Source organism: Streptomyces sp. 63XJN7_1_ISO-PGPR-S23-121 (assembly GCF_056173025.1).
The window spans coordinates 1,779,466-1,798,141 of sequence record NZ_CM149653.1 but is presented as its reverse complement, the minus strand read 5'-3'; the positions used below and the strand labels follow the sequence as shown (position 1 = coordinate 1,798,141).

Here is an 18,676-nt window from a genome sequence, read left to right as displayed (position 1 = left end):
GAGGGAAGGCGAACCATGGGTCTGCTGGACAACATGAAGGCCAAGCTGGGACCGGCGAAGGGCAAGGTCTCCGATCTCGCGCAGCAGCACGGGGGCAAGATCGACCGCGGTCTCGACAAGATGGCGAAGACCGTCGACGAGAAGACCAAGGGCAAGTACAGCGACCGGATCCATTCGGGCACGGGCAAGGCCAAGGGCGCCATGGACCGACTCGCCCGCAAGGACGGTGACGCGGACACGGGCGGCACTCCGCCCGGGAGCACGCCTCCGGCCGGGCCACCGCCCGCGGGGCCGCCGCCGGCCTCCTGACCGTCCGCGCGGGCGGACCGGCGGCATGCCGGCCGGCACACGGACGGCCGCGGAACCGATCGGCTCCGCGGCCGTCCGCCGTCGCGTTCCCGGCGGGCCCGCACCCGCCACGCGGCCTAGGACCAGGCGGCCGCCACGTATCCCACTCCGTACGGCGCGTCCTCGTACAGCAGCGCGCCGGTGAGGGCGGTGCCCTCGGCCGCGCCCGCGAGGACCTGCCAGGGCGCCCGCCCGGACACCTTCAGCTCGCGGGCCAGTGCGGCGTCCAGGGCCGCGAGGGCGGCCACGTCCGCCGTCCCCAGGGCACGCCCGGCCGCCGCGTCGAAGGGGGCCGCCCGCTCGTCCAGGTACCCGGGGGCCTTGAGGGTGCGGCAGGCACTGGCGTCGCCGAGCACCAGCAGCGCCACCCGCGCCGACCGCGCGGCGACATCCCGGCCGACGGCCGCGCACCGCTCCGGGGGAAGGTGCTCGCCGACGCCGAGTCCCTCGACGGGGGCGTCGGCCCACCCGGTCCGGCGCAGCAGCCAGGCGCCCACGGCGAGGCCGTACGGCAGCTCGGGCGCGGGAAGCCGACCGGCGTCCGGAGCCTCGTCCGCGCCGAGGCACACGTCCAGGTCCACGCCGAAGCCCCGGAACGAGCCGCGCGTGCCCGCCGGATAGGTCTCGGGCCCGGCATCCCGCGTGGGGCCGACGACCACGAGCCGGTCGGGCCGGGCGGCGGCGAGCACGCCCAGCGCGTCCGTGCACGCGGCGCGCGCGGCGTGCAGCTCGGGTGCGGCACCCGCGGCGACCTCCGGCACGAGGAGCGGCGGGCAGGGGCAGACTGCGGCGGCGACAAGCATGATCGGCAGCGTAACCCCGCGCCCCTGCGCGGGGCACCGCGCCCTGCGGTCAGTCGCAGCCGCAGCCGCTCGCCACGACGGGCTGGGGCTCGGGCACGCCGATCCCGGGCAGGCCCAGCATGACGCCGACGGGCTTGGCCTGCTCGGCGGCGTTGCGCTTCTCCCAGGCGTCCCCCGCACGCGTGCGGCGCACGCCGAGCACCGCGCCCTCGGCGAGGAGGTGGTGCGGGGCGGCGTAGGTGATCTCGACGGTCACCACGTCGCCGGGGCGGACCTCCTGCTCGGGCTTCGTGAAGTGCACGAGGCGGTTGTCGGGGGCACGGCCGGAGAGGCGGTGGGTGGTGCCGTCCTTGCGGCCCTCGCCCTCGGCGACCATCAGCTCCAGCGTGCGGCCGACCTGCTTCTTGTTCTCCTCCCAGGAGATCTCCTCCTGGAGGGCGACGAGGCGCTCGTACCGCTCCTGCACGACCTCCTTGGGGATCTGGGCGTCCATCTCGGCGGCCGGCGTGCCGGGGCGCTTGGAGTACTGGAAGGTGTACGCCTGGGCGAACCGGGCCACGCGGACCACGTGCAGGGTCTGCTGGAAGTCCTCCTCGGTCTCGCCGGGGAAGCCCACGATGATGTCGGTGGTGATCGCCGCGTGCGGGATGGCGGCCCGCACCTTCTCGATGATCCCCAGGTAGCGCTCCTGCCGGTAGGAGCGGCGCATCGCCTTCAGCACCGGGTCCGAGCCGGACTGGAGCGGCATGTGCAGCTGCGGCATCGCGTTCGGCGTCTCGGCCATGGCGGCGATGACGTCGTCGGTGAAGTCGCGCGGGTGCGGCGAGGTGAAGCGGACGCGCTCCAGGCCCTCGATGTTCCCGCAGGCGCGCAGCAGCTTGCTGAAGGCCTCGCGGTCGCCGATGTCGGAGCCGTACGCGTTCACGTTCTGGCCGAGCAGGGTGATCTCGGAGACGCCCTCGGCGACCAGGGCCTCGACCTCGGCGAGGATGTCGCCGGGACGGCGGTCCTTCTCCTTGCCGCGCAGCGCCGGGACGATGCAGAAGGTGCAGGTGTTGTTGCAGCCGACGGAGATGGAGACCCAGGCCGCGTAGGCGCTCTCGCGCCGGGTGGGCAGCGTGGACGGGAACGCCTCCAGGGACTCGGCGATCTCGACCTGCGCCTCCTCCTGCACGCGGGCGCGCTCGAGCAGGACGGGCAGCTTGCCGATGTTGTGCGTGCCGAAGACGACGTCCACCCAGGGGGCGCGCTTCACGATGGTGTCGCGGTCCTTCTGCGCCAGGCAGCCGCCGACCGCGATCTGCATCCCGGGCCGGCTCGCCTTCTTCGGGGCGAGGTGTCCCAGGTTGCCGTACAGCTTGTTGTCGGCGTTCTCCCGCACGGCGCAGGTGTTGAAGACGACGACGTCCGCCTCGCCGTCGGAACCCTCGGGGGCGCGGACGTAGCCCGCGTCCTCCAGCAGCCCGGACAATCGCTCGGAGTCGTGGACGTTCATCTGGCACCCGTAGGTGCGTACTTCATAGGTGCGCGTGCCGCCCACTGACTGGCTCCGGTCGATGCTGCTCATGGCACTAAGGGTAGGCGGTCCGCGACGGTGGCCCGGGCCGCCTGTGGACAACCGGGGTCACGGCTGGTCAGGGCTGGTCAGGGCTCGATGAGGCCCGCGCGGATCGCGTAGCGGGTGAGTTCCAGACGGTCGCGGACGCCCAGTTTCTGCAGCAGGTTCGCGCGGTGGCGTTCGACGGTCTTGGCGCTGATGAACAGCAGCTCGCCGATCTCCTTGGAGGTATGGCCCTCGGCGACGAGCTTGAGGATCTCCTCCTCGCGTTCGGTGATGGGCCGCTCGGGCAGGCCGCCGCCGCTGTGCAGGCGGTCGAGGTAGGAGCGGACGAGGGCCCGCTCCGCGCCCGGGTAGATGAACGGCTCGTCGCGCACGGCCGCCCGGCACGCCTCGACCAGATCGCGGTCGGCGACGGACTTGAGGACGTATCCGCAGGCACCGGCCTTGAGGGCCTCGAAGAAATACTGCTCGTTGTCGTACATGGTCAGAATGAGGATGCGCAGCCGCGGCAGGCGGCGGGAGAGTTCGCGGGCCGCCTGGAGGCCGGTCATGCGGGGCATGGCGACGTCCAGGACGGCGAGGTCGACCTCGGTGGCCCGCGCCGCCGCGACGGCCTCGGCGCCGTCCCCGGCCTCCGCGACGACCGTGAGGTCCGGTTCGCCGTCGAGGATGAGGCGCACTCCGCGGCGGACGAGGGTGTGGTCGTCGGCGAGCAGGACGCGGATGGGGGGCCGTGCGGACATCAGGTGCGGTCTCCGGTGCGGTCTTCGGCGCGGTCTTCGGCGCGGTCCGGGCCCGGGTCCGCGGTGGGGTCTTCGGCGCGGTCCGCGACCGGGTCCGCGGGCGGGTCCCCGGGCCGGCCGGCGGCCGGAGCGGGCGGGTCCCCGGCCGGCGCCGGGACGCGCAGACATACGTCGGTGCCCCCTCCGGGGGCGGGTTCGAAGTGGATCTCGGCTCCGATCAGCAGGGCCCGTTCGCGCATGCCCCGGATGCCGGCGCCCTCGGCGGCCGTGCCGAGGCCGGTGCCGTTGTCGCGGACGAGCAGTTCGATGCCGCCGGGCAGCGGGCGCAGGGTGAGGCCGGCGCGGTCGGCGGCGGCGTGACGGGCGGTGTTGGTGAGGCCCTCCTGGGCGACCCGGTAGATCACGAGTTCCGCCTCCGGGGTGAGCGGGGGCAGGTCACCGGGGACGTGGTGGGCGACGGTGAGCCCGTGGTGGGTGAACTCGGCGGCGAGCGCGCGCAGGGCGCTGGCCAGGCCGAGCTCCTCCAGGACGCCGGGGCGCAGCCGGCGCGCGATGCGGCGGATCTCGTCCAGACCGGCGCGGGTGGCCTCCTGGGCGAGGGACACCTCCTCACGCAGCTCGCCCGGCACCCGGTCGGCGACGCGCTTGAGCTGGAGGAGGACGGCGGTGAGGGTCTGGCCGACCTCGTCGTGCAGTTCCCGGGCGATGCGGTGGCGCTCGCGTTCCTGGGCCTGCAGGGCGCGCCCGGCGCCGGCGGCGCGTTCGGCCTGGAGCCGGTCGAGCATCGTGTTGTACGTGGCGATCAGCTCGGCGGCCTCGGCCGGTCCGGCGACCTCCGGGCGGGTGCCTGGCACGAGCAGGTCGGCGGTGCTCATGGCGCGGCCCAGCCGGTGCAGCGGGGTGAGTCCCAGCCGCAGGACGACGGCGTTGCCGGCCAGCAGGGCGGTGAGGCCGCCGAGCAGGATCAGGGCCTCGTGCGGCAGGACGGGCGTCGAGACGGTGACCGGTCCCAGCAGCAGCGCGGTGGCCGCGACCAGGCCCGCCGCATTGAGAGAGAAGATCCGCCAGAACAGCGACACGGTCCGCTTTCCGCTCCTCCCGGCCCTCGCACGCAACACGGCCGGAACCAGTCTCGCCGTCCGGGACCGGCCGCGTATATCCGTCACGACACCCATACCGCCACCGTACGTGCGGGTGACAGCATGGCGAGGTCGCGAGCACGTCGGGTACGTGCGGAAAAGCGCAGCAAGACATGCAGGACGAATGAGGGGAAGACTCGTGTCCGCTCCACGCCTGAGGGCGACGCCGCTACCGGGTATCGGGGTGCAGTACGACCTGGTGACCCGTGAACACCGCCATCTGTCGGTGGTGGCGCACCGCGACGGCGCCCGCACGGTGAACGTGTACCGGGCCGACGACCCCGACTCCTGCGCCCACTCGCTCCGGCTCACCGGGCAGGAGGCGGGCGCGCTGATCGACACGCTGAAGCCGTCCCACCACAGCGCGAGCCTGCTGTACACGACCGATCTGGGGCTGGTCGCCGAGCGGATCGAGGTGTCCGCGACGTCCCGCTGGAACGGGCGGGTCCTGGGCGACACCCGGATGCGCACCGACACAGGAGCGTCGATCGTGGCCGTGCTGCGGCGGGCCGAGGCGATTCCGTCGCCGGCACCGGACTTCCGGCTGTCTGGTGGTGACATCCTGATCGTCATCGGCACCCGTGAGGGCGTCGACACCGCCGCGGCGATACTCGGGCAGGAGTGAGCCTGTGCACTCCGCGGTTCTGCTGATCGAGTTCGGTTCCATCATCCTGGGGCTCGGGCTGCTCGGCCGGTTCGCCGGCCGCTACCGCCTGTCCCCCATCCCGCTGTACCTGCTGGCCGGCCTGGCCTTCGGCGAGGGCGGGCTGCTGCCCCTCGGCGCGAGCGAGGAGTTCGTGGCGACCGGCGCCGAGATCGGCGTCATCCTGCTGCTGCTGATGCTCGGCCTGGAGTACACGGCCGGTGACCTGGTCACCAACCTGAAGTCGCACTATCCCGCCGGACTCGTCGACTGCGCGTTCAACGCGGTGCCCGGTGCGGTGGCCGCGCTGCTGCTGGGCTGGGGTCCGGTGGCCGCAGTGGTCCTGGCCGGCGTCACCTGGATCTCGTCGTCCGGCGTCATCGCGAAGGTCCTCGGCGACCTGGGCCGGGTCGGCAACCGCGAGACGCCGGTGATCCTGAGCGTGCTGGTCCTGGAGGACCTGGCGATGGCGGTGTACCTGCCGATCGTCACCGCGCTGGTGGCCGGCGCCGGGCTGATGACGGGCAGCATCACGCTGGCCGTCGCGCTCGCCGCCGCCGGGCTGGTCCTGTTCGTCGCGGTCCGCTACGGCCGGCTGATCTCCCGGTTCGTCTCCAGCGACGACCCGGAGAAGCTGCTGCTGGTGGTGCTGGGCCTGACGATCCTGGTCGCCGGCGTCGCCCAGCAGCTCCAGGTGTCGGCCGCGGTCGGGGCCTTCCTGGTGGGCATCGCGCTGTCCGGCGAGGTCGCGGAGGGCGCGCACACGCTGCTGAGCCCGCTGCGGGATCTGTTCGCCGCCGTCTTCTTCGTCTTCTTCGGACTGCACACCGACCCCGCCAGCATCCCGCCGGTACTGCTGCCGGCGCTGGCGCTGGCGCTGCTGACCGCCGTGACGAAGATCGCGACCGGGTACTGGGCGGCGCGGCGCGCCGGAATATCCGTCAAGGGCCGATGGCGCACGGGCGGCGCGCTGGTGGCCCGCGGCGAGTTCTCCATCGTCATCGCCGGACTGGCGGTGTCCGCCGGGATCGAGCCGTCCCTGGGCCCGCTGGCCACGGCGTACGTCCTCATCCTGGTCGTCCTCGGTCCCCTCACCGCCCGCTTCACCGAGCCGCTCGCGTCGCGCCTGTTCCGCCGCCGGAACGATCCCGACCGGCCCGCGGAGGTGACCGGGGGGACGCCGCGGGCCAGGGAGGCCGAGGCGTCGGTCGGCGACTGACCCGGCCGGCGTCAGGCGTCCTGCGTTACGTCCGGCGCCCCGGGCCGCCACCCCTGCCGGCGCAGTACGCCCGCCACGTCCGGGGCCTCGTAGTGGTCGCCCTTGAGTACCTTGCCGTCGGCTCTGCGGCTCACCAGGCCGTCGGGGCCCCGCTTGGTCATGTTGGAGCGGTGGACCTCAGCGATCACCGCGTCGAGGTCGATGCCGTGGACCAGGGCCGTGCCGTAGGCGACGTAGACCACGTCGGCCAGCTCGTGCGCAAGCCGGTCGAGCGGGCCGGTCACCGACACCTCGGCGACCTCCGCGGCCTCCTCGGCGAGCAGGGCGCCCCGCTGGGCGGCCAGGGCGGGCTCGACCTCCGTCGGCGTGCTGCGGGTGTCCAGGCCGAGGGCCAGGTGGAACGCGCGGACCAGGTCGGCGGGCGTGGAGCTGCTCATGCCGACGACTGTAGCGAGCGGCGCCGGCACCGCGCCCACGCCCGTGCGGCCCCGGGTGTGAGCCCGGCCCTGGTCAGCAAGGATGCGGACTGGCAGGATCGCGCGCATGTCCACGATGTTCTCCCGTGCCGGCGGTCGCCGGGCCCTCACCGGCGCGGCCGCCGGTGTCGTCGCCCTGGGGCTGCTGCTCTGGTGGCTGCTGCCCCTGGGCGAGAAGCCGCCGAGCGGGACGATCACGTTCAGCACGGGCACGCGCGCCGGGGTCTACCAGAAGTACGGCGAGCTGCTGCGCACCGAGCTGCGCAAGGACATGCCGGGTCTGAAGGTGCGGCTGATGACCAGTGCGGGCTCCCAGGAGAACGTCGAGCGGGTCGCTTCCGGGGAGGCCGACTTCACCATCGCCGCGGCCGACGCGGTGGAGACCTACAAGATCGCCGACCGGGCCGGCGCCGAGCGGCTGCGCGGTGTCACCCGGCTCTACGACGACTACGTGCAGCTCGTCGTCCCGAACGGCTCGGACATCCGGTCCGTCGCCGATCTGCGGGGCAAGCGGGTGGCCGTCGGCCCGTTGAACTCGGGTGTGCGCCTGATCGCCACCCGGCTGCTGCGGGCCGTCGGCATCGATCCGGAGCGGGACATCACGCCCCGGCCGGACGGCATCGACACCGGTCCGGGCCGGCTGGGTCACGAGATCGACGCGTTCTTCTGGTCGGGCGGGCTGCCGACGGACGGCCTCAAGCAGATAGCCGAGACGTCCGCCTTCCGCTTCGTACCGATAGGTGACGATCTCGTCGCCAAGCTGCACGCGTCCGGCGGCGCGACCCGCTACTACCGCTCCACCAACATCCCGGAGTCGGCGTACCCCACGGTCCAGAACGGTGCCGTGGTGCCGACGATGGCGGTGTCCAACCTGCTGATCACGCGCGCGGACATGGATCCGCGGCTCACCGAATGGCTGACCAGGGCGGTGCTCGACAGCCGTGACGGCATCGGGGCGCACGTGCACTCCGCCCAGCTGGTGGACCTGCGGACGGCGATCTACACGGACCCGCTGGAGCTGCACGAGGGCGCCCGGCGGTACTACCGGTCGGTGAAGCCCTAGAAGACTCATGAAGATCTTGGTGAGGGGCTGTCCGGCCGTAGGCCGGGCGGCCCCTTGGTCTATGCGGTTGCTGGGTTGATCGTCCAGGTGCTGCCTGTTCGGGTGAGTCCGAGGTTGATCAGTCGGCGGAGGTTGAGGGCTGCTGCTCGGGTGTGTAGCCAGGTGTTGTTGGCGATGGTGCCGCGATAGCGCAGGCGGCGGTTACCGTGCTGGACGAGCCAGGCGACGGCGCGTTCGACCGGGGGTCTCCAGCGCCTGTAGTGGGCTTGCCAGTCGGGGTCGGTGGCGGCCTGGTCGCGGGCGGCTGCCTGGAGGTCGTGGTGCGGGCGGATGGTCAGGATGCGTCCGGCCTTGGCCTTGGTGCACCGCTCGCGCAGGGGACATCCGGAGCACAGGTCCTTGAAAGCGGCCTTGCGCTGCTGGTGCTGTCCTCCGGACTCGGAGAGGGGAACGGTGTGTCCGGCCGGGCAGGTCACGGTGGCGGCGGTGGTGTCGATAGCGAAGTCGTCGGGGGTGAAGCCGCCGGGGACGGCCGGCCGCAGCGGGGCCGGTTTGAGGAACAGCCGGTGACCTTGCTGCTGAAGGGTGTGGCGGACGTCGCTGGTGGAGTAGGCGGTGTCGCCGAAGAGATCGAGGGCAGTGTCCTCGTCGGCGAGCAGGTCCAGGCCCACCTTGGCCTCGTGGTGCTCGGGCCCGGCCCCGGGTGTGAGGGCGACGGCGGTGTATAACCCCGTCTCCGGCTCGATCGCGAGGTGGGCTTTGTATCCGTCCTGCCGGCGGGTGCGGCTCTTGTGGACGTGCCGGGACTGAGGATCGACGGTGGAGACGGTCCGGTCGTAGGCGGTGCCGCGGGTGATGCGCCAGCGGCCGTCGCGGCCGTCGGAGTCCTCGGCCGGCTCCACGTCCTGCCCGGCGACCAGGGCCAGCAGGCCGACCGCGTTCGCGGCCCTCTCGCCCAGTTCCTGCTCGGGAAGGTGGCCCAGCAGCCTGAGCGCGTCGCCGACGAGGGCGTCGACGAGAGCGGCGCGGGCCTGTTCGTCATTCCAGGCGATGCGGGGTTTGCCGGGATCGGTGTAGTCATGGGCGGTGCACTGCACGGCCGCGACCCGGTCGGCGCCGGGGACTTCGCGGATCACCGCGCGGACGGCGGCGATCAGCTGGGTGACGGTGTCCTGGGTGGCGACCGCGTCGTCCAGCACGGTGGAGTCCAGAGCCCGCCGGTGCTTGCCCTTGAGGACCCCGGTGGCCTTGACCACCTCCCGCACCGCCTCGAAGACGCGGTCGGGCCGGGCGGAGCGGGAAAGGCGGCGCCGGAAGTAGGCCAGCAGCGAGGGGTCGAACGCCATGTCATGCAGACCGAGCCCGCAAGCGGCCTTCCACCGCAGGTCACACCGCAGCTCCTGGACCGTCTCGAAGTCCGACAGCCCGTGCAGGGCCTGCAGTGTGATCGCCGAGGCGAGGATCTGCGGCGGCATACTCGGCCGCCCGTTCGCCGAGGGGTACATGTCCGCGAACATCTCCGCCGGGAACAGCGCACCACGGTGCTCGGCCAGGAACGCGAACACACTCCCGGCCGGGATCAACTCCCGGCAGGTCTCCCACACATCCGGCCCGACCGTCTCCCCGGCCCATTCCCCCATCACCACGAAACGAGTCTGGCCCCGCCGCTCACGCGGCGGGGCCAGAACCCCAAGATCTTCATGAGCCTTCTAGGGGGTGTCTGCCACGCCGCGACGCCGCGGGCATGTGGCAGACACCCCCTAGGGCCGGCCGGGCCCCTTGCGCGCTCCCGACCTCGGCACCGTGACCGTCACGGTCAGTCCGTGCGGTTCGTGGGGGGCGAAGGAGATCGAGCCGTCGCCCGCCGCGAGCAGTGCCCGGCAGATGGACAGGCCGAGGCCCGAGCCCTTGATGTTCTGGTGCCGGCCGCTGCGCCAGAAGCGGTCGCCGACGCGGGCGAGCTCCTCGTCGGTCAGACCGGGCCCGTTGTCGGTGACCTCGACGGTGGTGGTGCCGCCGGTGGAGGTGACCGTGACGCCGACGGTCTCGCCGGTCGGCGTGAACTTCACCGCGTTGTCGATGACCGCGTCCAGTGCGCTGGACAGCGTCACCGGGTCGGCCCAGCCCGTGGTCGGCGGGCAGTCCCCCTCCAGCCGTACGCCCTTGGCCGCGGCTGTCGGTGACCAGGCGGCCAGCCGCTCGGCCGTCAGCGCGCCGATGTCGGTGACCTTGAGGTCGGCCTCGCTGTGCTCGGCCAACGCCAGGTCGAGCAGGTCGTCCAGGACCCGGGCGAGGCGCTTGCCCTCGGCCTGGACGGAGGCGATCTCCTCGTTGCCCTCGGGCAGTTCGAGTGCGAGCAGTTCGATGCGCAGCAGCAGCGCGGACAGGGGGTTGCGCAGCTGGTGCGAGGCGTCCGCGACGAAGGCGCGCTGCTGCTCCAGCACGTCCTCGACGTGGTCGGCCATCTCGTTGAAGGACCTGGCCAGGCGCCTGAGCTCGGGTGGTCCCCCGGAGGGCGCGACCCGGGACTTCAGCCGTCCGGTGGCGATGTCGTGGGTGGTGGCGTCGAGGACGCGCACCGGCCTGAGCACCCAGCCGGTCAGCCGGAGCGCGGCGCCCACGGCGAGCAGCATGGCGGCGATCTCGCCGGCCCCGATGACGAGCCAGCCGCGCAGGGTCCGGGACCGCATCGCGTCGGTGGGCGAGTCGGTGACCACGACGGCGACGACGTCCCCGTCGCGGATGACCGGCGAGGCCACCACGAGCCGGCCGTCCTCCCAGGGCCACACCTGCTGCGGATCGTGGCTGCGGCGGCTGAGCAGCGCCTCGTCGAAGGCGTCGCGCACCTCGCCGGCCTGCGGGAGGAACCAGGTCGTCGGCGCGTTGGCCATGGGGATCTGGTTGCGGTAGAAGACGCCCGCCCGGATGTCGTAGACCTCGTAGTAGCTGGTGAGCTCGGTCTGCAGGGTCTCCTGGCGCTCGTCCGTCGTGGTCGGGCGGGAGCCGCCCGGGGCGGACTCGGTGACGAACTGGGCGAGCGCCGCGAAGCGTGCCGTGTCGTCGATGCGGTCGACGACGACGCGCTGCTGTTCGGCGCGGGCGACGCTGACGGCGAGCGGGACGCCGAGGGCGAGCAGCACGGCCGCCATCAGGACGATGAGCAGCGGAAGCAGGCGTGTGCGCACCCGGCCCCGCTACGCGGTGGGGGCGACGAGGCGGTAACCGACGCCGCGCACGGTCTCGATGAGTGCCGGCATGCGCAGCTTGGACCGCAGGGAGGCGACGTGCACCTCCAGGGTGCGCCCGGTCCCCTCCCAGCTGGTACGCCAGACCTCGCTGATGATCTGCTCCCGGCGGAAGACCACGCCGGGACGCTGCGCGAGCAGGGCGAGGAGGTCGAACTCCTTGCGGGTGAGCTGGACGGCCGCCCCGCCGACGCTGACCTGGCGGGTCGGCAGTTCGATGTGCACGGCGCCCAGGCGCACCACGGCCTCGGCGGTGCCCGGAACGTCCTCGTGGGCGGTGCGCCGGCTGACGGCGTGGATGCGGGCGAGCAGCTCGCCGGTGTCGTACGGCTTGACCACGTAGTCGTCGGCGCCGAGATTGAGGCCGTGGATGCGGGAGCGGACGTCGGAGCGGGCGGTGACCATGATCACCGGGGTGGCGGTGCGCTTGCGGATCTTGCCGCAGACCTCGTAGCCGTCCTGGTCGGGCAGGCCGAGGTCGAGCAGGACGACGCCGAAGCAGTCGCCCTCGGGGACGAGCGCCTGGAGCGCCTCCTCGCCGTTGCGCGCGTGGGTGACGTCGAAGCCGTGCCGGGCAAGGACCGCGGACAGCGCGGCCGCGACGTGGTTGTCGTCCTCGACGAGCAGCAGTCTCATCCGGGCCTCCTTCGGTTCATCGGCCGTACGATCGGGGCGGGTACAACAGGGCGGGTACGTCGGAACGGGTGGACGGCGTGTGCGCGACGTGTGCACGCGCGCGCGTGCCCAGTGCAGTGACGCCGATGGAGGGCTGCGGCGTCAAGAGGCTTCCGGCCGCAGTCGCCCGAAGTTATCCGGCCGATATGTGCCCTGGTCGTCCGAGCTACGACGGGTGTCCGATTGCTATCGGATCGTGATGCTCAGATTCCCCTCAGATGTAGAGACGCAGGTCGTTCGGCGTTACTACTGTCCTCCGAAACCGAGGAGGACGGAGCCCGAAAGCGATGACCGAAGTATCGGTGGCCAAGGAAGACGTGGCCGCGACCGGCGAACTGGTCGTGCTGAGCAATGTCAACAAGCACTTCGGCGCGCTGCACGTGCTCCAGGACATCGACCTGACGATCACCCGCGGCGAGGTCGTCGTGGTCATCGGGCCCTCCGGGTCCGGTAAGTCCACACTGTGCCGCACCATCAACCGCCTGGAGACCATCGACTCGGGCGCGATCACGATCGACGGCAAGCCGCTGCCCGCCGAGGGCAGGGAGCTGGCCCGGCTGCGCGCCGACGTCGGCATGGTCTTCCAGTCGTTCAACCTGTTCGCGCACAAGACCGTGCTCGAGAACGTCACGCTGGGCCAGGTCAAGGTCCGCAAGGTCGACGCCAAGAAGGCCGAGGAGAAGGCCCGGGCCCTGCTCGACCGGGTCGGCGTGGGCGCCCAGGCGGACAAGTACCCGGCCCAGCTCTCCGGCGGTCAGCAGCAGCGTGTCGCCATCGCGCGCGCCCTGGCCATGGACCCGAAGGTCATGCTCTTCGACGAGCCGACGTCGGCTCTCGACCCCGAGATGATCAACGAGGTCCTGGAGGTCATGCGGCAGCTCGCCCAGGACGGCATGACCATGATCGTGGTCACGCACGAGATGGGGTTCGCCCGGTCCGCCGCCAACCGCGTGGTGTTCATGGCGGACGGCCGCATCGTCGAAGAGGCCGCGCCGGAGCAGTTCTTCAGCAACCCGCGCAGCGACCGTGCCAAGGACTTCCTGTCGAAGATCCTCCATCACTGACGCTCCTGGCCGGGCGTCGGCGAACCGCGTCGCCGTTCGTCTCGCCACCTGCCCCTGATGGCCCGCATCTGATCGTTTGATCCTCTGATCGTCCGATCGCAGTTCGATCACAGCCAAAGGATGTTCACCATGAAGCTCCGCAAGGTCACCGCCGCCTCGGCCGCCGTCCTCGCCCTCGCCCTGTCCGCCACCGCGTGCGGCGGCGACGACAGCGACGACAACGGTTCCGGTGGTGGCAAGAAGATCACCATCGGCATCAAGTTCGACCAGCCGGGCCTCGGCCAGAAGACCCCGGACGGCTACGCCGGCTTCGACGTCGACGTCGCCACGTACGTCGCGAAGAAGCTCGGCTACACCGAGGACCAGATCGAGTGGAAGGAGTCGAAGAGCGCCGACCGCGAGACCATGCTGCAGCGCGGTGACGTCGACTTCATCGCCGCCACCTACTCGATCACGCCGGAGCGCCAGGAGAAGGTCGACTTCGCCGGCCCCTACCTGCTCGCCCACCAGGACGTGCTGCTCCGCGCCGACGACGACAAGATCAAGGCGCCGCAGGACCTCAACGACGCCAAGCTCTGCTCGGTCACCGGCTCGACCTCGGCCCAGAACGTCAAGAAGAAGCTGGCCCCCGACGCCCAGCTGCAGAACCTCCCGACGTACTCCGCCTGCCTGAACGGTCTCCAGACCGGCGCCCTCGACGCGCTGACCACGGACGACTCGATCCTCGCCGGCTACGCCTCCCAGTCGCAGTTCAAGGGCAAGTTCAAGCTCGGCGCCTTCAAGATGACCAACGAGAACTACGGCATCGGCGTCAAGAAGGGCAGCGACCTCAAGGACAAGATCAACAAGGCCCTCGAGGAGATGGTCGCCGACAAGTCCTGGCAGAAGGCCGTGGACACCAACCTCGGCCCGGCCAACTACAAGAACGAGCCCGCGCCGAAGATCGGCGACATCAAGAGCTGAAGCAGCGCCTGACAGGGTGCGCCGCCCTCCGGAAGGGGCGGCGCACCGGGGCGGGCTTCCCTACACGCGAAAGCGCGGGAGATCGTGTTCGACTTTCTTGAGGATTACGACCTGCTGGGAGCCTTCTGGACGACGGTGCAGCTCGCTGCGCTCTCGGCCGTCGGCTCCCTGATCTGGGGCACCGTACTGGCCGCCATGCGGGTGGGCCCGGTGCCGCTGATGCGCGGCTTCGGGACCGCGTACGTGAACATCGTGCGGAACATTCCCCTGACCGTCATCATCCTGTTCGCGTCACTGGGCCTGAACCAGACCCTGGGCATCAGCCTCGGCTCCGACGACATCGAGACGATCAACTTCCGGCTCGCGGTCCTCGGCCTGACCCTCTACACCTCGTCCTTCGTGTGCGAGGCGCTGCGCTCCGGCATCAACACGGTGCCGGTGGGGCAGGCGGAGGCGGCGCGGGCGATCGGTCTGAGCTTCGGCCAGGTGCTCCGGCTCGTGGTGCTGCCGCAGGCGTTCCGCTCGTCCGTCGTTCCCCTGGCGAACGTCCTGATCGCCCTCATCAAGAACACCACGGTGGCCGCCGCCATCGGTGTCGCCGAGGCGGCGCTGCTGATGAAGGAGATGATCGAGAACGAGGCGCAGCTGCTGCTGATCTCCGCGGTCATCGCCGTCGGGTTCGTGATTCTGACGCTGCCGACCGGCCTGATCCTGGGCTGGGTGGGCAAGAAGGTGGCGGTGAAGCGATGAGCTCCGTTCTCTACGACGCCCAGGGCCCCCGCGCCAAGCGGCGCAACATCCTGTTCAACGTCCTCTTCCTCGTCGTCTTCGGGGCGCTGATCTGGTGGGTGTTCAGCACACTCTCCGACAAGGGCCAGCTCGACGGGGAGAAGTGGAAGCCGTTCTTCTCGGGCACCGAGGCCTGGTCCACCTACATCTGGCCCGGTCTGGAGAACACGCTGAAGGCCGCCGCGCTCGCGGTGGTGATCGCGCTGCCGCTCGGTGCGGTCCTCGGCATCGCCCGGCTGTCCGACCACGCCTGGGTGCGGGTTCCGGCCGCCGTCGTGGTCGAGTTCTTCCGTTCCATCCCCGTGCTGGTCCTGATGATCTTCGGCCTCGCCCTGTTCGCCGAGTACACCAGCGTCAGCGCGGACGACCGTCCGCTGTACGCGGTCGTCACGGGTCTCGTGCTGTACAACGCCTCCGTCCTCGCCGAGATCGTCCGGTCGGGCATCCTGGCCCTGCCCAAGGGCCAGGCCGAGGGCGCGATGGCGATCGGCCTGCGCAAGGGCCAGGTGATGCGGCTGATCCTGCTGCCGCAGGCGGTCACCGCGATGCTGCCGGCCATCGTCAGCCAGCTGGTCGTGATCGTGAAGGACACCGCCCTCGGTGGCGCCGTCCTGACCTTCTCCGAGCTGCTGTCCTCCGCCAACACGATGAGTGCCTACTACGGCGCCAACACCATCGCGAGCTTCACCGTGGTGGCCCTCATCTACATCGCGCTCAACTTCGCGCTCACCAGCTTCGCCAGCTGGCTGGAGCGGCGGCTGCGGCGGGCGAAGAAGTCGACCGGGGCGGTGCTCAGGGTGGACGACGCCGGCACGCCCGGAACGCCGGCGGCCGGGGGCGGCGTGGCCAAGACCTGACCCCTGGTCAGAATGTGCGACCATGACGGAGGCAGTGGCAAGATCGCCACTGCCTCCGTTCGCTTGACGCAAGCAGTGGCAATGGGTTGCATACGTTCTGTGACCGTGCACCCTGCTCCAACTTCCTGTTCACCCACGTCCCCCGGGACGCCGTCACAGGCAGGGGGCACTGCACCGTGGATCCGGTGATCATCGCCGGAGCGGGGCCCGTCGGGCTCGCGCTCGCCCTGGCGCTGGCACGTCAGGAAGTGCCCTGCGTCGTCCTCGACGAGGGTCCGGGCAAGGACGAACCGCGTCCCGCGCGCACCGTCGTCCTGAGCGATGACGTCGTCGCCCTCGTCGAGAGGCTCACCGGGACCTTTCTGGACGAGGCCGGTTTCCGTTGGGCCGGATGGCGGGCGATGCGGCGCAGGCAGGTGACGCGCGAGGTCTCCTTCGACGACACCGACCCGGCACCGCTGCACATCGCCCAGCACGTGCTGACCGGGATCCTGCGCGCCGCCCTGGACCGCGAGCCCCTCGTGAAGGTCGCGGCGGACAGCCGTCTGGACGGCATCGAGCAGGAGACGTCCGGCATCACCGCACACACCCGCGGCCCCAAGGGCACCTGGTGGCGCGGCAGTTACCTGGTCGGCTGCGACGGCCCCCGCTCGACCGTGCGCAAGCTCCAGGACATCCGCTTCCCCGGCCGTACGGCGGTGGAACGATACGCCGTCGCCGCGCTGCGCACCGAGCTTCCCCTGGACCGACGAGGCACTGCTGCACCGCGCACCGCCCTGGCGGACGTCCGGTCCGTCGGGCGGCGAGATCGTCGGCCGCCCCCTGCCGGACGGCGTGTGGCGCCTGGACTGGCTGCTGCCGCCCGGCACGGACCTGGTCACGCCCGAGCTGCTGGTGAACCGCATCCGGGAGACCCTCACCGGCTGGCGGGCCGGGGCCACTCCGTCGTACGAACTCCTCGACACCGGCGTCCACACGGTCCACCACCGGCTCGCCCGCCGCTGGCGGGTGGGGCGCGTGTTCCTCGCCGGGGACGCGGCGCACCTGCTCGGCGCGCTGGGCACTCAGGGCCTCGACGAGGGGCTGCGGGACACCGAGAACCTGGCCTGGAAGCTCGCCCTGGCCTGGCACCACGGACCCCAGGAGGCGCTGCTCGACAGCTACCAGAAGGAGCGGCGCACGGCCGTCGCGGTCCGGTTGCGCGCCGCCGACCAGGTACTGCCGTTGCTGCGCGGCGGCGGGGGCCTGCGGTCGTACGTCCCCGGCTCGGCCCGGGGTCACGACGCGCTGCTCGCCGACGGTCACCTGGGGCGCGGCGCGCTCGGGGCGCCGGGGACGTACGCCGGTTCGCCGCTCATGCCGGCTCCCCTCGACGGCGAGGTGGCCGTCGGCACGACGCCGGGTTCTCCCGTCACCGACGTGCGGGTCACGGCCGAGGACGGCACGTTCGTGCGGCTGCGGGACCGGCTGGGGCGCGGTGCGCTGCTGGTGGTGCTGATCGCGCCGGGCACGGGGGTGTGGGACCGCAAGCACTGGGTGACCGCCGGCGTCATGCCCCGGCTGGCGGCGGCCGTGACGGCGCTGCCGCACCATGCCGAGCTGCTGGTCGCGGAGCGTTACCCCGGGGCCGCGGCGCACACGGTGCTGCTGGTGCGTCCCGACGGAGTCCTGGTCACGGCACTGAACGGGGTGCGTCCCGCCGACCTCTACACGGCGGCCGAGGCGGCGCTGGGCGGGGCGAGGAAGGCGGGAGCCGCGGCCGGCGCCCGCTGAGCGGGCGCCCGTGAGGTGTCGGCGGCCCGTTGCCGGCGGTCGGCCGCCGGCACGCTGACGGCCGGCCGGTCGAGTTGCGGCCGGGGCGGGCGGTCGCCCGTCGGGGCGTCCGTGGTCGTCGGCCGCCGTCCGCATGGTGGGGGTGAGTTGACCGGCCCACGCCGTCATGGTCTACTCCGGAGCGTGACCGACACCGATGTGCGCCTGTGGCGGAGGGTCCACATGGACCTCGTCCGCTACGCGGGCTGCGTGTGTCGCCCGTCCTGCTGACTTCGCATCACTTCCTTCGCGCGCCCCGCTTCGCCATGCCGCCGCGCGCTCCTCGCGAACACCCAGGACGGTACCCGTGTCTGTGTCCTCCCCTGCCCCTGCCTCGACGGCCCCCGGCGCGCCCGCGCCGACCCAGGCCGAGCTCCTCGACTTCGTGCGGCGCGTCGCCGCCGACGACGAGCTGATCGCCTCGCTCCCCCTCGACCCCGAGGGCCGCACCTGGGTGCGGCTGGCGGGGCCCGGCGGCAGCGAGGCCTGGCTGATCGGCTGGCCGCCCGGCACGGGGACGGGCTGGCACGACCATGCGGAGTCGGTGGGTGCCTTCGTGACCGCGGCCGGCGAGCTCAAGGAGAACGCGCTGGCCGCCCGGCTGCCCACCGACGGCTGGAGGACCCTGGAACTCACCGACGGCGTGGACCGGGAGCGTCGCCTGCCCGCCGGGAAGGGGCGCGCCTTCGGACGGCACCACGTGCACGAGGTGCTCAACGAGTCTCCCGACCGGCACGCGGTCTCCGTCCACGTGTACTTCCCGCCCCTGCCGCGGATCCGTCGGTACAGTCGCAGCGGCCAGGTCCTGCGCCTGGAGGAGGTCGAGCGTCCGGAGGATTGGCAGTGAGCGAACAGATCGGGATCGACACGGTGCTGGAGCGGGTGCGCCGGGGCTACACCCGCATCGAACCGCACGCGGCGTACGAGGCCGCGAAGGCCGGTGAGGCGCTGCTGGTCGACATCCGGTACGCCGCCCTGCGCGACGCGGACGGCCTGATTCCGGACGCCCTGGTGATCGAGCGCAACGAACTCGAGTGGCGCATGGACCCGCGGGGCAGCCATCGCGTTCCCGAGGCGACGGACCACGATCTGCGTGTCGTGGTGGTGTGCAACGAGGGTTACGCCTCCAGCCTCGCCGCGGAGTCCCTGCACCGGCTGGGGCTGCACCGGGCCACCGATCTGGTCGGCGGGTTCCAGGCGTGGCGGACGGCGGGGCTTCCCGTCGCCGTGCCGTAGCCCACCTGGGGCGGCCGGGACGGTGCGCGGACGGCGGCGC

General features: G+C 71.9%; 19 protein-coding genes and 1 pseudogene. 12 read left to right on the top strand and 8 right to left on the bottom strand.

Features of this window, described 5'->3' with window-relative positions; genetic code table 11:
* Positions 1-15: 15 nt before the first annotated feature.
* On the top strand, positions 16-309 hold the full coding sequence (locus AC0VYN_RS08265) for an antitoxin (RefSeq protein WP_451692867.1): 294 nt from the start codon (positions 16-18) through the stop codon (positions 307-309).
* 116 nt (positions 310-425) lie between these two features.
* Here AC0VYN_RS08265 and AC0VYN_RS08260 read toward each other — a convergent pair whose 3' ends face one another.
* From AC0VYN_RS08260 to AC0VYN_RS08245, 4 genes are all read right to left on the bottom strand, one after another.
* Positions 426-1,151 carry a class III extradiol dioxygenase subunit B-like domain-containing protein gene (locus AC0VYN_RS08260; protein WP_475535387.1) on the bottom strand — a complete coding sequence of 242 codons (726 nt, stop codon included), beginning with the start codon at positions 1,149-1,151 and terminating at the stop codon, positions 426-428.
* A gap of 49 nt (positions 1,152-1,200) precedes the next feature.
* Positions 1,201-2,718: a tRNA (N6-isopentenyl adenosine(37)-C2)-methylthiotransferase MiaB gene (gene miaB / locus AC0VYN_RS08255; RefSeq protein ID WP_475535386.1), complete on the bottom strand. Its 1,518-nt coding sequence runs from the start codon at positions 2,716-2,718 to the stop codon at positions 1,201-1,203.
* A gap of 77 nt (positions 2,719-2,795) precedes the next feature.
* Complete coding sequence (locus tag AC0VYN_RS08250; protein ID WP_239763629.1) at positions 2,796-3,455, bottom strand: response regulator; 660 nt, start codon at positions 3,453-3,455, stop codon at positions 2,796-2,798.
* Complete coding sequence (locus tag AC0VYN_RS08245; protein ID WP_475535385.1) at positions 3,455-4,630, bottom strand: HAMP domain-containing sensor histidine kinase; 1,176 nt, start codon at positions 4,628-4,630, stop codon at positions 3,455-3,457. The genes AC0VYN_RS08250 and AC0VYN_RS08245 overlap by 1 nt, the downstream gene beginning before the upstream one ends.
* Positions 4,631-4,733: 103 nt before the next feature.
* On the opposite strand from AC0VYN_RS08245, the gene AC0VYN_RS08240 reads away from it, so the two are divergent.
* Positions 4,734-5,219: a cation:proton antiporter regulatory subunit gene (locus AC0VYN_RS08240; RefSeq protein WP_475535384.1), complete on the top strand. Its 486-nt coding sequence runs from the start codon at positions 4,734-4,736 to the stop codon at positions 5,217-5,219.
* 4 nt (positions 5,220-5,223) lie between these two features.
* Positions 5,224-6,456: a cation:proton antiporter gene (locus AC0VYN_RS08235; RefSeq protein ID WP_475535383.1), complete on the top strand. Its 1,233-nt coding sequence runs from the start codon at positions 5,224-5,226 to the stop codon at positions 6,454-6,456.
* An 11-nt stretch (positions 6,457-6,467) separates the two neighbouring features.
* Here the strand turns inward: AC0VYN_RS08235 and AC0VYN_RS08230 are convergent, their stop codons facing one another.
* On the bottom strand, positions 6,468-6,893 hold the full coding sequence (locus tag AC0VYN_RS08230) for a pyrophosphohydrolase domain-containing protein (protein WP_475535382.1): 426 nt from the start codon (positions 6,891-6,893) through the stop codon (positions 6,468-6,470).
* A gap of 106 nt (positions 6,894-6,999) precedes the next feature.
* Here AC0VYN_RS08230 and AC0VYN_RS08225 point away from each other — a divergent pair, with 106 nt between their 5' ends.
* Entirely contained in the window at positions 7,000-7,995 is a 996-nt protein-coding gene (locus AC0VYN_RS08225; RefSeq protein WP_475535381.1) for a TAXI family TRAP transporter solute-binding subunit, read from the top strand.
* A 59-nt stretch (positions 7,996-8,054) separates the two neighbouring features.
* On the opposite strand, the gene AC0VYN_RS08220 is transcribed toward AC0VYN_RS08225, so the two are convergent.
* The 3 genes from AC0VYN_RS08220 to AC0VYN_RS08210 all read right to left on the bottom strand — a co-directional run bounded on the left by AC0VYN_RS08220 (position 8,055) and on the right by AC0VYN_RS08210 (position 11,876).
* On the bottom strand, positions 8,055-9,635 hold the full coding sequence (locus AC0VYN_RS08220) for an IS1182 family transposase (protein ID WP_475536814.1): 1,581 nt from the start codon (positions 9,633-9,635) through the stop codon (positions 8,055-8,057).
* A gap of 120 nt (positions 9,636-9,755) precedes the next feature.
* On the bottom strand, positions 9,756-11,180 hold the full coding sequence (locus AC0VYN_RS08215) for a HAMP domain-containing sensor histidine kinase (RefSeq protein ID WP_475535380.1): 1,425 nt from the start codon (positions 11,178-11,180) through the stop codon (positions 9,756-9,758).
* A 9-nt stretch (positions 11,181-11,189) separates the two neighbouring features.
* Complete coding sequence (locus AC0VYN_RS08210) at positions 11,190-11,876, bottom strand: response regulator transcription factor (protein ID WP_475535379.1); 687 nt, start codon at positions 11,874-11,876, stop codon at positions 11,190-11,192.
* Positions 11,877-12,202: 326 nt separating this feature from the next.
* On the opposite strand from AC0VYN_RS08210, the gene AC0VYN_RS08205 reads away from it, so the two are divergent.
* From AC0VYN_RS08205 to AC0VYN_RS08170, 8 genes and pseudogenes are all read left to right on the top strand, one after another.
* On the top strand, positions 12,203-12,979 hold the full coding sequence (locus tag AC0VYN_RS08205; protein ID WP_385461797.1) for an amino acid ABC transporter ATP-binding protein: 777 nt from the start codon (positions 12,203-12,205) through the stop codon (positions 12,977-12,979).
* 129 nt (positions 12,980-13,108) lie between these two features.
* Positions 13,109-13,942: a glutamate ABC transporter substrate-binding protein gene (locus AC0VYN_RS08200; protein ID WP_385461800.1), complete on the top strand. Its 834-nt coding sequence runs from the start codon at positions 13,109-13,111 to the stop codon at positions 13,940-13,942.
* Between the two features lie 84 nt (positions 13,943-14,026).
* Positions 14,027-14,692 carry an amino acid ABC transporter permease gene (locus AC0VYN_RS08195; protein WP_475535378.1) on the top strand — a complete coding sequence of 222 codons (666 nt, stop codon included), beginning with the start codon at positions 14,027-14,029 and terminating at the stop codon, positions 14,690-14,692.
* A complete protein-coding gene (locus AC0VYN_RS08190; RefSeq protein WP_475535377.1) occupies positions 14,689-15,588 on the top strand; it encodes an amino acid ABC transporter permease in 900 nt (299 codons plus the stop codon). The genes AC0VYN_RS08195 and AC0VYN_RS08190 overlap by 4 nt, the downstream gene beginning before the upstream one ends.
* Positions 15,589-15,764: 176 nt before the next feature.
* Positions 15,765-17,361: pseudogene (locus AC0VYN_RS08185) on the top strand (FAD-dependent monooxygenase).
* Between the two features lie 15 nt (positions 17,362-17,376).
* Positions 17,377-17,631, top strand: a complete 255-nt coding sequence (locus AC0VYN_RS08180; protein WP_475535376.1) for a putative leader peptide — start codon at positions 17,377-17,379, stop codon at positions 17,629-17,631.
* 76 nt (positions 17,632-17,707) lie between these two features.
* Positions 17,708-18,247, top strand: coding sequence for a cupin domain-containing protein (locus AC0VYN_RS08175; RefSeq protein ID WP_475535375.1), 540 nt, complete (start codon positions 17,708-17,710; stop codon positions 18,245-18,247).
* Positions 18,244-18,636 (top strand): rhodanese-like domain-containing protein, encoded by a 393-nt coding sequence (locus AC0VYN_RS08170; protein ID WP_451693113.1) that lies wholly within the window; start codon positions 18,244-18,246, stop codon positions 18,634-18,636. Before AC0VYN_RS08175 ends, AC0VYN_RS08170 begins: the two co-directional genes overlap by 4 nt.
* Positions 18,637-18,676 lie beyond the last annotated feature (40 nt).

Bases quoted from the DNA above. Each gene is read 5' to 3' on its own strand.
- AC0VYN_RS08265 (WP_451692867.1), top strand. From the start codon at position 16: ATGGGTCTGCTGGACAACATGAAGGCCAAGCTGGGACCGGCGAAGGGC.
- AC0VYN_RS08260 (WP_475535387.1), bottom strand. From the start codon at position 1,151: ATGCTTGTCGCCGCCGCAGTCTGCCCCTGCCCGCCGCTCCTCGTGCCG.
- miaB (WP_475535386.1), bottom strand. From the start codon at position 2,718: ATGAGCAGCATCGACCGGAGCCAGTCAGTGGGCGGCACGCGCACCTAT.
- AC0VYN_RS08250 (WP_239763629.1), bottom strand. From the start codon at position 3,455: ATGTCCGCACGGCCCCCCATCCGCGTCCTGCTCGCCGACGACCACACC.
- AC0VYN_RS08245 (WP_475535385.1), bottom strand. From the start codon at position 4,630: ATGGGTGTCGTGACGGATATACGCGGCCGGTCCCGGACGGCGAGACTG.
- AC0VYN_RS08230 (WP_475535382.1), bottom strand. From the start codon at position 6,893: ATGAGCAGCTCCACGCCCGCCGACCTGGTCCGCGCGTTCCACCTGGCC.
- AC0VYN_RS08225 (WP_475535381.1), top strand. From the start codon at position 7,000: ATGTCCACGATGTTCTCCCGTGCCGGCGGTCGCCGGGCCCTCACCGGC.
- AC0VYN_RS08220 (WP_475536814.1), bottom strand. From the start codon at position 9,635: ATGGGGGAATGGGCCGGGGAGACGGTCGGGCCGGATGTGTGGGAGACC.
- AC0VYN_RS08210 (WP_475535379.1), bottom strand. From the start codon at position 11,876: ATGAGACTGCTGCTCGTCGAGGACGACAACCACGTCGCGGCCGCGCTG.
- AC0VYN_RS08205 (WP_385461797.1), top strand. From the start codon at position 12,203: ATGACCGAAGTATCGGTGGCCAAGGAAGACGTGGCCGCGACCGGCGAA.
- AC0VYN_RS08200 (WP_385461800.1), top strand. From the start codon at position 13,109: ATGAAGCTCCGCAAGGTCACCGCCGCCTCGGCCGCCGTCCTCGCCCTC.
- AC0VYN_RS08190 (WP_475535377.1), top strand. From the start codon at position 14,689: ATGAGCTCCGTTCTCTACGACGCCCAGGGCCCCCGCGCCAAGCGGCGC.